Origin of the sequence: Moorena producens 3L (assembly GCF_000211815.1) — a bacterium.
Lineage (GTDB): Bacteria > Cyanobacteriota > Cyanobacteriia > Cyanobacteriales > Coleofasciculaceae > Moorena > Moorena producens.
On record NZ_GL890944.1, the window covers coordinates 44,356 to 59,027 of the forward strand.

General features: G+C 43.0%; 11 protein-coding genes and 1 pseudogene. 4 read left to right on the forward strand and 8 right to left on the reverse strand.

Features of this window, described 5'->3' with window-relative positions; translation table 11 throughout:
• Positions 1-127: 127 nt before the first annotated feature.
• From LYNGBM3L_RS21535 to LYNGBM3L_RS50500, 5 genes and pseudogenes are all read right to left on the reverse strand, one after another.
• Positions 128-463: a hypothetical protein gene (locus LYNGBM3L_RS21535; RefSeq protein WP_008187850.1), complete on the reverse strand. Its 336-nt coding sequence runs from the start codon at positions 461-463 to the stop codon at positions 128-130.
• Between the two features lie 105 nt (positions 464-568).
• A complete protein-coding gene (locus LYNGBM3L_RS21540; RefSeq protein ID WP_008187852.1) occupies positions 569-757 on the reverse strand; it encodes a hypothetical protein in 189 nt (62 codons plus the stop codon).
• Between the two features lie 496 nt (positions 758-1,253).
• Positions 1,254-1,583, reverse strand: a complete 330-nt coding sequence (locus LYNGBM3L_RS21545; protein WP_008187854.1) for a hypothetical protein — start codon at positions 1,581-1,583, stop codon at positions 1,254-1,256.
• 311 nt (positions 1,584-1,894) lie between these two features.
• Positions 1,895-2,662 (reverse strand): class I SAM-dependent methyltransferase, encoded by a 768-nt coding sequence (locus LYNGBM3L_RS21550; protein WP_008187856.1) that lies wholly within the window; start codon positions 2,660-2,662, stop codon positions 1,895-1,897.
• 83 nt (positions 2,663-2,745) lie between these two features.
• Positions 2,746-5,263, reverse strand: a pseudogene (locus LYNGBM3L_RS50500) (penicillin-binding protein 1C).
• Positions 5,264-5,475: 212 nt separating this feature from the next.
• On the opposite strand from LYNGBM3L_RS50500, the gene LYNGBM3L_RS21560 reads away from it, so the two are divergent.
• Positions 5,476-5,787: a DUF2288 domain-containing protein gene (locus tag LYNGBM3L_RS21560; protein WP_008187864.1), complete on the forward strand. Its 312-nt coding sequence runs from the start codon at positions 5,476-5,478 to the stop codon at positions 5,785-5,787.
• 405 nt (positions 5,788-6,192) lie between these two features.
• Here LYNGBM3L_RS21560 and LYNGBM3L_RS21565 read toward each other — a convergent pair whose 3' ends face one another.
• The 3 genes from LYNGBM3L_RS21565 to hemW form a co-directional block, all read right to left on the reverse strand.
• Positions 6,193-6,789: a YdcF family protein gene (locus LYNGBM3L_RS21565; protein ID WP_008187866.1), complete on the reverse strand. Its 597-nt coding sequence runs from the start codon at positions 6,787-6,789 to the stop codon at positions 6,193-6,195.
• A gap of 218 nt (positions 6,790-7,007) precedes the next feature.
• Positions 7,008-7,859, reverse strand: a complete 852-nt coding sequence (gene rsmI / locus LYNGBM3L_RS21570) for a 16S rRNA (cytidine(1402)-2'-O)-methyltransferase (protein WP_008187868.1) — start codon at positions 7,857-7,859, stop codon at positions 7,008-7,010.
• 61 nt (positions 7,860-7,920) lie between these two features.
• Entirely contained in the window at positions 7,921-9,183 is a 1,263-nt protein-coding gene (gene hemW / locus LYNGBM3L_RS21575) for a radical SAM family heme chaperone HemW (RefSeq protein WP_044494242.1), read from the reverse strand.
• Between the two features lie 390 nt (positions 9,184-9,573).
• Between hemW and LYNGBM3L_RS21580 the strand changes: the two genes are divergently transcribed.
• The 3 genes from LYNGBM3L_RS21580 to LYNGBM3L_RS35015 all read left to right on the forward strand — a co-directional run bounded on the left by LYNGBM3L_RS21580 (position 9,574) and on the right by LYNGBM3L_RS35015 (position 14,451).
• Positions 9,574-10,653, forward strand: a complete 1,080-nt coding sequence (locus tag LYNGBM3L_RS21580; RefSeq protein WP_044494244.1) for a PIN/TRAM domain-containing protein — start codon at positions 9,574-9,576, stop codon at positions 10,651-10,653.
• Positions 10,654-10,978: 325 nt separating this feature from the next.
• Positions 10,979-12,151 (forward strand): tetratricopeptide repeat protein, encoded by a 1,173-nt coding sequence (locus tag LYNGBM3L_RS21585; RefSeq protein ID WP_008187875.1) that lies wholly within the window; start codon positions 10,979-10,981, stop codon positions 12,149-12,151.
• 1,193 nt (positions 12,152-13,344) lie between these two features.
• Complete coding sequence (locus tag LYNGBM3L_RS35015; protein WP_052308470.1) at positions 13,345-14,451, forward strand: calcium-binding protein; 1,107 nt, start codon at positions 13,345-13,347, stop codon at positions 14,449-14,451.
• Positions 14,452-14,672 lie beyond the last annotated feature (221 nt).

Below are 14,672 nucleotides of genomic sequence, written 5' to 3' on the forward strand. Positions count from 1 at the left end.
TCTATGATACAACTGTAGATGCAAAACTCCTGAATTAAAAATGTCCATATTTATTGATTCAAATATTGATGAAACTGTAGATGCAAAACTCCTGAAAAGACAAATTATGACCAATTTAAAATCAATATTATGAGATACTTAAGCGTTTTTCTTCTTTTTTTATAAACTCCTTGATTCCTTCTAATTTATAAAAATCCTTGACTTTTTTTCCGTCGTTATCAAGAACTTTATACCGATATAGACCTGGGGGGCCAATACAACCATCATTTTCCATAACTAAATCATAGCCAAGTTCTTTGAGTTTATCATAACAGCTGTTATGCTCTTCAACATCAATTTTGTTATAATCAACATTACACTTAAATTTTGGCTTGACCTCAGCCTCTACTTTATCAGCTTTCTGAGCAATTTTTTCCTCTAGAGATTTTACCCTTGATTTAATATCGTTTAAGTCTTCTTGCATGTACTTATTCCTCCGGAATTGAATTTCATTCATTCAATGTAAATAGAGTTTCAGTAAGTGTTTGTGATATAAATCAACTTTTGCTCTGATCTTTATCACTGGAGTTTAGACTAATTCTCGTTCACCAGAAACTTGGCTTCCCTGCATCTCATATTTGAAAATTTTGCGTAGCGATGCAGCGCGGTCTTGGGGGTTTCCCCCATGAGCGACTGCATCAAGACAGGGTGTGTTAGGGGAGCCTTCATTTTTCGCCTCGTAGTCAGGGTTTGGATAGCCCGCCCCGTAACGCACCACCGTGTCAAACAGCAAAAATGAGATGCACCCCTTGGCTTCCCTTGAGTAGTCACATTGACTTACTCAACTGAAACCCTTGATAAATAGTTATTACAACAATTTTTAAACCACTTGTGCTCAGGCAGTGCTATGATGGAATTTTGTGTACACAAGACGAGTTGAAAAGTTTCGATAACGCAGCCCTAATCCAAACTCGGCAAAAAAGACAAATAATTAAATCGCTCAAGACTATCTCAAACACTCTTTGGTGCTTGAGGCATTGGTTTCTATTCCTAATTACTTTTTATCAAGTTTCGTTAAAACCCAAAATTTACTCTAAAGTCCAGTGAATTAAAAATGTCCGTATTTCTTGATTAAACTCTTGATGAAACTGTAGATGCAAAACCCCTGAATCAAAAATGTCAGTATTTCTTGATTAAACTCTTGATGAAACTGTAGATGCAAAACTCCTGAAACGATAAATTATCACCAATTTAAAATCAAGATTATCCGATGCTTAAGCCTTTTTAGGTTGTTTCTCTAAATAGTCCTTGACTCCTTTTAATGTATAAAATTCAGCGACTTTATTTTCGTCGTTATCAAGAACTTTATACCGATATAGATTGGGGGCTCCAATACAACCATCATTTTCTACAATCAACTGCTTATAGCCAAGTTCTTTTACTTTGTCATAACAGCTGTTATGCTCTTTAACATTAATGTTGTTATGATCAACATTACACTTAAATTTTGGCTTTACCCCAGCCTCGACTTTATCAGCTATCTGATCAACTTTTTCACCTATATCTTTTAGAGTTGATTTAATCTCGTTTAACTTTTCTAGCACCTACTTATTCCTCCGGAATTTAATTTCATTCATTTCATTCAATGTAAATAGAGTTTCAGTAAGTTATTGTGATCTGAATCAACTTCTGGTCTGATTTTTATCACCGACATTCCATTAACACAAAAACCTTGTTACTCGCAAGATAAGCTATAGGATTTTTCTTTTTGTGAAAAAAATCTCTTAAGAAAAGGCAAGAGGCAAGACGCAATAGTTAATCAACTAGCTATGTATTACCACTACCTACTACCTACTGCCTACTGTCTACTGGCTAAAATTTACTTATAGTCAATACCTCAACGAATTTAAAACCGCTATAATGACTTGTCACTAACTTGAAACACCATCAAATGTTGGCTGGGTAAATCATTATTGGTTTCTTGCCAAATTAAATTAATGGATTCCATATCTTTTTTAACTTGCTTCTGAGTCATTTTATGCAAGCCCTTAATAGGAATAAGTGGGTTTTCCTTGCGATATTCTACTAGCACAACTCTTCCCTCTGTTTTAAGAGCTTTAACAATCGATTCCATCATTTCTCGGGGATATTCAAGCTCATGGTAAACATCTACCATTAAGGCTAAATCAATGCTATTTTCAGGAAGTTTAGGGTCAGTCAAACTTCCTAATATTGTCTCGACGTTATTAACATTGTTGTCTTCTGTTAAAAAGTCAATAACGTCGATCATTTCTGGCTGAATGTCTACTGCTAATACTTTTCCTTCAGGTACCAACGGAGCGATTCGAAAGCTAAAATAACCAGTGCCTGCTCCAATATCTGCAACAGTATCTGTAGGTCTTAAATTAAGAGCATCAATAACTACAGAAGGTTGCTCTTGGGATTCCCTGCTAGGGCGTTCCAGCCATAACATTTCCTGATGTCCCATTACTTTAGCAATTTCTCGACCCATATAGAATTTGCCAATGCCATCTTTGCTATGAAAAGAGCGGATTTTGTAAACTTCACTAGCATTGATGTTTGATTTTAGTTCCCCAGTATAGGTATAATTCGTTAGCACTAAAAATGGGATGAGTAAGACAGCGATCGCAACTGCCAAGATATATTTCGTGAAGTTTGCCATAGAAAATCGAACCAGTGAAAGTCCTGGGTATAACCGATGAATGCACGTAGATTATAAATTAACTATTTACAATTAACAAATCACTAAGGACCAGCAATAGAAAACCCCCGGCGAGTTGGTGGGTTTTCTGCTAACTGCACCTTGAAAGTGACGCGATCGCTAATGTCACCGCTTTTTACTTCCAATGTCCAATCCCCAGGACCGAGAGGCCAAAAGAAGGAATTGGATGAGTTGGTAGTTAGCTTTTCACCATTCAACCACCACTCGACCGACTCAGACTTTACCCCAGCCACCTTGAACTCTAGCCGTTGAACAGCACTATTGCTATCTTGATCCGATTCAGTAGGGTAGAGCATGTACAAATCCCCCTCCCGAGGAGACAAAATTTTCAGTTTTCCTGGCGCTAGATTTCCTTGGGGTTGTCTTGCTAACCACTCGTTGTATTCATCAGGTAAATTAACGATGTACTGGGGCGATTGCTGATTAGCTCCAACACTGGTCATCTGATAAAACGTATCGGATTGACGTTCGTAATCCTGGAGGTCGTCTGGATAGAAGTATTCCTGGACAACAGTTGGACAAGCAGGAGTGGGACGCAAACCGGAAAGGGCACACACTGGACGTTGGACTAAACCGGGAGGAGCTTGAAACGGAGCAGGTTCTTGAGATTGATGCAGGTGTAACATAATCCGATGCCAGAGGGGAGCAGCACCAATCACCCCAGACACTTGTTCCATGGGCTCACCATTAAAATTGCCTACCCAAGTGGCAACGGTATAGTTTTTCGTGAATCCCACAGTCCAAGTATCTCGGAAATTAGAAGAGGTGCCAGTTTTAACGGCAGCGGGAAAAGGTAAATTCAGTACTGAATCGACACCAAACCCCTGAGCACGAGCTTGAGGGTCACTCAGTATATCTGTGATTAATGCCCAGGTTGAAAGGGTTGAATGTTGTTCGCGTAGCGTGGCCTTTTGGCCAAGGTTAGGAGGTTGAAGGTTAGGAGGTTGAAGGTTAGGAGGTTGGAGGTTATTTGGTTTAAGGTTGAATAGTGGGCTTTGCGTACTTGGGGGATGATCTGACAATTGTTTGCTTCGCGCCATTCCTGCTCTTCCGTAAACCGACAAATCATCCCTATTTGGCGAGGGGCTAGATAGCTTAGTGACAAGGGATGTGGGTTTTCCAAGTCGTGCTAGGGTGAGGTTAGGCGCGAGCTAGTTCCCAAAGACTGACTTCGCCACTACCTAGGGTTAATCCTAATCCATAATGTTCTGGAGACTGGGTTAGGTGTTCAAAGCCTAGTTGATGTAAGTGCAACAGAAAGTTTGATACTCCAACTTTTTCCAATACCCTAACTGCTGGGATATTAAGGGAATTGGCTAGAGCAATACGAATGCGAACTGGTCCGAGGAAGGTTTCGCTGTAATCGGTGGGACTGTAGAGTCTAGCTCCGGGAATCGGGTAATAGGTGGGGATGTCAGCTAAGACGGTGTTAGGACGAATAATTCGTTGCTCTAGGGCTAATTGATATAAAAAAGGCTTGAGGGTGGAACCGGGTTGACGTAGGGCTTGGACTCCGTCATTGCGTCCTAATTCAGCTTCGGAAAAGTAATCGGGAGAGCCGACATAGGCGTATACTTCACCGGATTGATTCTCAATGACTATAGCAGCAGCGTGATGGACATTTTTATGGGCAAGGTCGCGAACTACTTGCTGCACTTGGGCTTCAACAAATTCCTGTAGGGGACGGTCGATAGTAGTACGAATTTGGGAGGGATGTTCTGATGGTAATTGGTTGGCAACCAAGAATAAAAAGTGTGGCGCGGCAATTATTCCTTGCTGTCGAGGTAGTAGGGAAATGGCTTCTTCATAGGCTTGGTCTGCTTGAGTAGCGGTGATATAGCCATCTTCTACCATGCGCTTGAGCACATAGATTTGCCGCCGTTTGGCAGCATCCCAGTAATAATAAGGATTGAGATAATTAGGATTATTGGGTAGACCAGCTAATAGGCTGGCTTGAGCAACATTGAGTTCACTGGCGGGCATGCCAAAATAAATCCGAGCAGCAGCTTCTAAGCCATAGATATTGCCACCCATGGGGAGTCGGTTGATATAGGCTGCCAAGATTTCATCTTTACTCATCCCTGCTGCTAATCGCCAGGATAGCCAAATTTCTTGGAATTTGGCAGGTAGAGTGCGGGGGTTGGGTTCCAGCATCCGTGCCAGTTGCATGGTGATGGTGGAAGCACCACTGACAATGCGTTTCGCCTCAATGGCTTCAATTAGCGATCGCATAATTGCCCGCATCTCTAATGCCCCATGGTGATAAAACTCTCCATCTTCTGCGGCGAGAATAGCATGGATAAAGTGCTGGGAAATTTGATCGAGAGGGACAACCGCAGTATGGTCTTGGTCTCGACTGAGGATAGTGCCTAGGGATAAACCATTGCGATCACGAAATTCTACCGCTAGGTCATCTTGAACTAAATCTTTAGCACGAATGGGAGCGAGATAGGGAAGCGTACGCACCGTGATGCCAAGCAGCGCCAAGCCAAGGAATAGTTTTACAGCACGCCGATGTTTGGGATTCAGCCTCAACCACATTTTCTGTTTGATGATGTTAATCGAATTTCTCATCAGGGAAACAATCTTGTGTAGCTCATTACTATGAGAACCGTTATAACTCAATGGTTAGAGGAAGGCTGAGGTGGAAACCTGAGGTGATTAGAGCTTTGATCAAATAGTTAAATCAAACAAAGCATCGGAGCAATTTTACTGTATGTTTAAAGAACTATTAAGAAAACCTTGAATTAAACATGGATTTAAGAGTACAATTGGCGGAATCTCTGGATGAGACAACCTGGGACTTACTGATTCCTCATGTGAAACGAGATGCAGTATTGGTGGTGAATGAGGGACTGGATTTGTTGGATGTTGGGGTAGCGATCGCAAATGATGATGTGCTATCTGTCCAACATTGGATCAGTGAGCAGCTAATGCACAAGCCTTTACTTGAGCAACTCTCTAATTGGAACAGCAACCAGAACAAGCGGTTTCAGGCTCTGATTGTACAACCCTACGTACTGGTGCAAGAACTCTCAACGGACTTTACCAAAAAATTTGGGTAATCGCGCCCCGTCCTTATAGGACGGCTTTTTTTTAAACAATGGCCTTGACAGTTTGTACTAGGTGTGCTATTTTAAAAGTCTATAACAATAAACTAAAAAACTAGATAGATACTATCTAACCATAAGTAGGCAACGTAAAAAATATGTCTGTGATACATATTGCGTAATTTGGTCTAACGACTTAAAGGTCTATGAAAAATTTAGATAAAAAAAAGTATCTATCTATCTATATATAAAAAAGGTACGGTGGGGCACACCGAAACCTAGATCCATGATCAAGCACGCTTAGGTCGAATTGTCCTCTACTTTTTTTGGTTCCGACCTGCTATACGCAAGACAGCTCGTTGTTCGCGTAGCGTGGCCTACGGCCAAGTAAGAATCCCCGTTATTCTAGGACGGGGAGTGTCAATTGATTAACCTTTTCGAGGCTTGGCCTAATTCAGCCCCTGTATGACCTGTCGTCAACCACAGCAACGCCCTAGCCCCATCTCGCAAAGCTTTTTCAAAGGGTTCAGGAGACTTTCCGGAAGGAACAGGTAACGGCTTGAGAACAATTCCTCTACTGCCAAGCACGATATCACCAATCAAGCGAGCACGGCGCATATGATAGTCAGAAGTAATCAAATAGACACTATCGATGTCCTGAGCTTCTAACTGATCCACTAACGTGGTAAAGTTAGTCACCGTATCCACCGCTTTGTAGTCTAGGTGGAGGCGACTGACCTCAATTCCTTCCCGGGTAAATAACCGTTTAGCATATCCCTTCGGGCTGCCGGAAGATACCCAAATGTTGAGGTCTGGGTGCTTTATGGCAAATTTGGCAGCATATCTCTCCCGCGATTCAGATCCCCCTAAAACTAAGGCAACTTTTGGTTGCACTAAATAGCTTTCAATCCTTTTGTAACCAAACATCAGAGTCATTGCTAAAACGAGTGTCACCCATGGTATTAATTTAGCTTTATAGTTAGGGGCTGATGAGTGGGAGTGAATCCTGAAAATCATAACTCGAATGGATGTCGAATAGATAGATGGCGTTGTTTAACTCAAAGCGCAAGGAAAGCAGCTTTCTTTAGGGATTAGTCATTACTTGCTACTTGCTACTTGTTACTTGCTACTTGTTACTTGCTACTTGTTACTTGTTGATTGTTACTTGCTACTTGTTACTTGCTACTTGTTAATCAACAAAAACTAAAAAATTTAGAAAGATTTACCAATCAAGCTTAGTCTTGGTCCTTGACCGGAAAAACTGATGAAGGAATTGTCAACGCTAGCTGATAGAGTTGACGTCGGGGGAGTTGAGTTAGCTTAGCTAACTGACGACTCGCTTGGGATCGCGATACTCCCTGAGCCATAATCTCTGTCAATTGAGCTTCTAGTTCAGCTTTTGATAACATAGGCTTTTGTTGGGAAGCTCCACCAATTACTAGGGTAAACTCTCCCTTGGGTTCTAGCTGAGTAAAATGAGCGATCGCCTCCCCAATAGTTCCCCGCCAAAACTCCTCATGCAGTTTGGTTAATTCCCTAGCTAATACAATTCTACGATTTTCTCCCAAACAGTTTGCCAAATCTCGCAACGTATTAAGCACACGGTGAGGCCCTTCATACAAAATCAACGTTCTTGGTTCCCCCTTGAGAGAGTCTAAACGTTTTTTTCGACTTTGACCCTTGGTGGGTAAAAAGCCTTCAAACACAAATCGGTCTGTCGGTAGTCCCGCAGCACTTAATGCCGTAATTCCAGCAGTAGCACCTGGTATTGGCACTACCGATATCCCCTCCTCAATAACAGCCTTCACCAATTTATAGCCAGGGTCAGAAATGCCTGGCATCCCAGCATCCGTCACCAACGCAATGGTATTTCCTTGACCCAGGCGATTCAACAACTCGGGTAAACGCTGGTCGTGATTGTGTTCGTGGTAACTCACTTGCGGCGTTTTAATTTGAAAATGCTGCAATAGCTTCCCGGTATGGCGCGTATCTTCCGCAGCAATCAAATCCACCGATTGCAGAATTTCCACTGCCCGAAACGTCATATCCTGCAAATTACCAATTGGTGTTCCCACCACATAAAGCATTCCCACTTGTCTTCTTCGCCATCCCTTACGTCTTTGCGGTTAATCAACAAATCACGGGCTCCTACCCCAAAAGATGAAACAAGTCAGCCAGAATGGTATTCGAGAACAAAAACCCTTCCGGGTCAGTTAATCTCAACCCTCCCGCCACTGGTAACCTCTGACCATAGGTTAAATTAACCCTTTCGCCATTATCTCCCACAACCTCTACCCAGTTACAACCGTAGTATGGCAGCAAACCCATCCAAATCTGTTCCAGAATTTTTTCCCCAAACCTCTGAGCTAGCATAGATAGACTCAACCCCTCTGCCAAGCGTAGACCTAGCATTAGGGTTTCTAACAACACATCCTCTGAAGTCGTGGGTGAGCCATCCCAAACCCCACCCGCTTCTAGTAACTGTTCCACCCAAGCATCATACTCCCGCCTCGTGCGTGGTCTAGTGAACCGATATCCTTGAGTATAGCTAGCCGCACCCATGCCAAAACCGTAATAAGGGCGGTTTTCCCAATAGACCCGATTGTGACGGCATTGATGACCAGGCAAGGCATAGTTAGAAATTTCATAATGTTCGTACCCCACACTAGTAAACACCTGCTGTGCTAAGCGGTACATCATGACAGTGGTTTCATCAGTCGGTAACGGCTTAGTTCCAGAGGTGTACTGGCGGCCAAAGGCAGTCACAGGCTCAAGGACTAGGTCATAGCTGGAAATGTGGGTAGGGGCAATCTTGACCGTTATTTCCAGAGACTCCTGCCATTGTTCTAGGGTTTGAGCCGGTAGACCAGAGATTAAATCAAGACTAAATTCGGGAACCTCTACTTGATGGATCAGTTCGATAGCAGTGACTATATCTTTAGAGTCATGGGTACGGCCACAATTGCTCAATAATTTATCTTGAAATGCCTGAACCCCTAAGCTGACTCGATTGACCCCCAAATCTCGGTATCCCGTTAACTGATCCTTGTTGAAGGTTCCTGGATCCATCTCCATGGAAATCTCGGCATCAGCTGCAATTCCAAAGCGCCTGTCCAAGGTGTCGAGGATTTTGGCTAGTTGTTCAACTGTCAGCAGAGAGGGGGTTCCACCTCCAAAGAAAACTGTGTCTAAACTGCTTGTGGTCGGTGGAGTGATATTAATTTCCTGACATAACACCTCGACATACTGGTCAATCATGCTAGAGGTACTCTGTGTGGCCTTATCCCCTACCACAGAGACTGGAAAATCACAGTAATAGCATCGGCGTCGGCAAAAGGGAATATGAACATAGGCGGCACTGACTCTTAAAGAATCGCAATCTTTCTCAGAATTATGTAATAAATTGACCACGGGCTTTTTACGGTAATACTTCAATCAGGTAAGCCAATCCGACCGTTGGGATGAACAGTTATTAATTAAATAAATTTTTTATTAGTTTTGTGATCATCTTTTGGCTAACCTCAATCTCCTCCGGAGCGAGATTCCCCCCTTAAGAAGAGTCAACAGTAGGAAACCTGTAACTCCCTTGAGCAGATAACTCCAGCGAATATAATTGCCCAAGCTATCCCTCGGTTAGCCTAGGCAATTCAACGGTTTAATGAAGCTAAGTCGGATCAGAGAATACAGCGATATAAAGGATATACTAAATAGTGTTGTTGACTATCACGTTGACGACAGTTTATGCAATCGTTTAAAAAGTTTTCCTAAAAAAACAACTACAAAACCAATTGGAAAGGAAGAATGCTTGACTTCGTCATTATACTTTTATTTATCATAGCAGCAGCAAGCATAGGCTTCGACAGTGTGGAATTGCTACCCGGTCATGTGCAAGATCAAGTCAGCAATTTGACAGCGTTACGCTCGACTACTGCATGCTTTGGTGCCATTATCGGACTAGCACTAGGGTTAATGGCCCAAGTAAGTTACCGTCGGGTAGAAGCCCAAGTGCGAAAAATGCCAATGGAGGTGATTTTAACCAGGTCTATTGGTCTGATCCTGGGACTGCTGTTAGCTAATTTGATGCTAGCGCCGATTTTCTTACTCCCCATCCCCTCGGAATTTTCCTTCATCAAACCCCTGACTGCCATTTTAGGAAGTGTGATGTTTTCGTTCTTGGGGGTTAGTCTAGCCGATACCCATGGTCGCACCTTCTTGCAGCTGATCAATCCTAACAGCCTGGAATCAGTTTTAGTGGCAGAAGGCACCCTCAAATCAGCCTCAAGTAAAATTATAGATACTAGCAGTATCATTGATGGTCGGATCGAAGCACTGCTTGAGACGGGTTTTATCGAAGGTCAAATTCTGGTTTCCCAGTTTGTCTTACTAGAATTGCAGCAACTTGCCGATGCTGCCAATGATCAGAAGCGCACTCGGGGACGACGGGGCCTAGATATCCTAAATCGGATGCAAGCCGTTTATCCAGAACGCTTGGTGATTCATTCGGCTGATTACGATGACCTACAAACTGTAGATACCAAATTGGTACGTTTTGCCCAGGAAATTAATGGCACTCTTTTAACCAATGATTACAACTTGAGTAAAGTGGCTAACCTCCAAAAGGTGCCAGTGTTGAATGTCAATGATTTAGCCCAAGCCGTGCGTCCTCTGTATCTACCAGGTGACATCCTAGAGCTGAAAATCCTTAAGGGGGGTAAAGAACCTACCCAGGGAGTTGGTTATCTAGATGATGGCACAATGGTAGTGGTGGAAGAAGGGTATAAACACATGGGTGTTGAACTGCCAGTGATTGTTACCTCAGCGTTGCAGACTTCAGCAGGTAGGATGATTTTTGCTCGACCTAAAGCTTCGGTTACGGTTTGATATTGGTGTTTTATAGGTTGGCAGGTTGGCAGGTTGGCAGGTTGGCAGGTTGAAGGTTGCAGGTTACAGGTTGCAGGTTGGCAGGTTGAAGGTTGCAGGTTGTTTGCCCTTGGCGTCCCTTGTAGCTTACCTTACAGCTTGAATGTTATAAATCCAGGTTTGCTCTTCTTAAGCCTCTAATCCTCAACAACCGTCTCACCATCAACCGTCTCACCATCGACCGTCTAACCGTCAATCATCAACCGCCTAACCTTCAACCTCCTAACCTTCAACTGGCTAACCTTAAACCTCCTAACCAATGACTAATGCCATGCTTAGCCTATGCATGATTGTTAAAGATGAGGAAGAATCATTACCACAATGTTTGAGTAGTGTCAAGGATGTAGTGGATGAGATGGTCGTCCTAGACACAGGTTCAACGGATCGAACGATTGAGGTGGCGCAAAGCTATGGTGCTAGAGTTTATCAGTTTGAATGGTGTAATGATTTTGCAGCTGCTCGCAATCAGGCATTGAAGTATGTGCAAGGGGAATGGGTGCTGGTGTTGGATGCTGATGAAGTGTTGAAACCGGAAGTTGTACCGGAAATTAAGCAGGCAATCCAAAATAGTTCCTATCTAGTTATTAATCTAGTCCGGCAAGAAGTGGGTGCAACTCAATCTCCCTATTCTCTGGTGTCCCGTTTGTTTCGCTATCACCCAGAGATTCGCTTTTCTCGCCCCTATCATGCTATGGTGGATGATACTGTAGCGCAAATGTTACAACGAGAACCCCAATGGCAGGTGGTGTCTCTATCCCAGGTGGCAATCTTACACTACGGTTATAGCGATGATGCGATCGCATCACGGGATAAGTTGACTAGAGCGCTTACGGCGATGGAAGGCTATCTGGCTAGTCATCCGTTTGATGCTTATGTGTGTAGTAAACTCGGGGCGCTTTATATTCAAAATAATCAAGTAGACCAGGGTCTGGAGTTACTCAAGCGTGGTTTAACTGGCACTGAGCTAGAGCCAGCGGTATTATTTGAACTGCACTACCATCTGGGGAATGCTTATACTCGCCAAGGAGAGCTTAATTCAGGAGCAATACATTACCAACAAGCGATCCAACAACCGATTTTGCCCCAGTTGAAATTAGGAGCTTACAATAACTTGGGCAGTTTGTTGTTACAAGCAGGGGAGTTGAATCACGCCAAAACCGCCTATGAAATGGCAGTGAAGATAGACCCAAGTTTTGCCCTTGGACATAATAATCTGGGCATGACTTGGAAGGCTTTGGGTCAGATGGAAAATGCGATCGCATCCTATCAGCAAGCGATTCAACTCAACCCAGAGTATGGAGAGGCTTATCAAAACTTGGGAGTGGTTTGGCTTAAACTGGGCAAGGTTGATCAGAGTTTATCAGCCTTTAAAAAAGCGATCGCACTTCACGAAACCGATAACCCAGCTGAAGCTCAGCGTCTTCGTCAGGGACTTCAGGCTATGGGATTTCAGGTTTAATCTTATTAAGTATTAGGGAACAGGGAACAGCGGATCACCGGAACAGGGAACAGAGAACAGTAGAAAAGAAATACGAGATTTTTTTGGTGTTATGCCAGGGCTGTTTCATTATTTGGAATAAATTGTCAGGTCAATCGGGTGAAAGGGAGGTGGGGTGCTGGGGAGAGGGTTTTTTTAATAAAAATACCTTTTTATTAAAAAAAATTCCCCGACGGTGCTTCGCACCGCTATCTCCCGTTTCTCCCGTTTCTCCCCACCTCCTATCCAAAGGTGCGACCCGAAGGCGCGACCCTAGGCCGGGTTCCCCGGCCTAGGAGGCGCGGGCCTTGAGGGAATTTAATTCTGAATGCGGGAACGAAGTTACCGCATTCAGAGGGTCGCCTTTATGGGTTACTGGCTATAGGTAAAAGGGTTAAAACTTTTGTAATAAGGCCTCAGATGAAACCTTAGACAGGCTCGCCAATGAGCGTCGGCAGGCTATGCATAAAAGGGTTAAAACTCGTGGAATAAAGCGAGCCTGTCTTACGGTAACTTCAAACCACTCTTCAAGGTTTTGTCTCCGGAAAGCGCACCTATCACATTTTAGTCGGACCCAAGAAACAGCCCTGGGGTTAGGGGGGATTCCTGTTCCCTAAAATCCCAAAATTGTGTACCTCACCAAATTGAAAACCGCTATACAAGTAATCAAACCTATTGTGAATGAATCGATGCTGCTGACTTTGGCAGTGTTACGATCCCTGAAATCTGTGAAGATTCCCCGGATAACTGATGGTATCTAGTTTATGGGCGTTACCTAGCTAACTGTGATTCCCTAATTTTAACTAAAACTTGAACAAGTTTAGTCTTAACTTTACGAATACTTTAAATAAAAGTATTTTTCTTTAAAAAAAGAATTGATAAATTGATAAATAGTCAAGTCAAGCAAAATATAAAAATTTTCAGGGTAAAAAAATAAGACACCTTAAGGTATTTGAATTTTTCATGAATACTCCAACATTTAAACGTTGATTTAAAGGGGAATCTACGAAAACTTTATCGGTTTTACGAGTCTGAATTAGGGTGTATCAACTGGTGTATCAACTGGTGTATCAACTGGTGTATCAACTTATGATGCCTTGAGGTGAGCTTAGTCAAAATTTGTTTGTCTGCAATGACCTTCTTGTGTCAATAATTTAATCTACCAAAGACAAAATATGATGACTACTATTTTTGGATTTGAGACTGGCGACTTCATAAATTGGAACACTATCGGCGATGCCAGCATTGAGACAGCGGCATTTGGCAGTATCCCTTCTCAGGGAAAATTTCAGGCTTTAATTACTAATGATGTGGGTTCTGTAAGTGATAGCGAACTTGAAAACCTCTTGGGTTTGAACCCAGGCACTATAGATGGTTTTGGCAATGGGGATGCCAAAGAAGGATCCGCTCTCAAGCTAAAACCTATTACAGTCAACGCTGGAGATGTTTTGAGCTTCGACTTTAACTTCCTCACTGATGAGCTTACCCCTGACTCCACCTTCAAGGATTTTGCCTTTGTCTCCATCACCCCAAACGTTTTATTTAACCTCGCAGATACAAATAGTTCATTTCTCCTGTCTCCTACAGGATTTCGTCAGGAAACAGACTACAATACCTTTACCTACAAATTCCCAACTTCTGGTACTTATCTAGTAGGTATGGCAGTGGTGGATGTAGAAGATGAGTTATTGGAATCCGCCCTACTAGTGGATAACTTGAAAGTTGTGCCGAAAGATGAAGTAATTGTAGGCACAAGCAACGATGAAACTCTTTTCGGTACTGCTGATAATGACACAATCTACGGTCAAGGTGGTAATGACACAATCTTTGGCAGTGAGGGAGTAAACATTCTCTATGGTGGTGCTGGAGATGACCTGATTTTCGGCGGTTCCAACTCTGACAACATTTATGGCGGCACTGGTAATGACCGGATATTCTCCTCCGGAGGCAGTAACTCAGTTTATGGGGGTATCGGTAATGACTTCATAGACACTGGCACTGGTAATGATTTCGTTGTTGGTGGCTTTGGCAACGATACGATCAGGCTTGGGGGTGGTCAGGATATTGTTGTCCTAGAAGCACGCAAAGGAACTGATACTATCATTAACTTTGAGGCTGGTAAGATGTTCCTGGGTCTGTCTGGTGCCTTGACTTTTAGTAACTTGACGTTTAACCAAAGTGGTGGTGATGTGGAAATCTCTGCTAACAGTGAAGTCTTAGCAGTTGTGAATAATGCACAAGTTAGCACTATTGCCAGCGCTAGCAACTTTCTGACGATTTAGTTATCTGATTTAGCTTGATCTGTGAGTGTAACTCTGAGTCAACCTGTTTTTTCCCGACGGTTTCTAACTCAGCATTTACGCAATAACTATACTTTTAGGGGCGCACGTCGTACGCCCCTACTACTGATGCTAACTACATAAGGGCGTTTGAGGTCGAGTTTGGCGACAGTCGCTGTAACTCTGGTTTTTCTGTGAAAACTATCATAACCAGGTCTAGAATC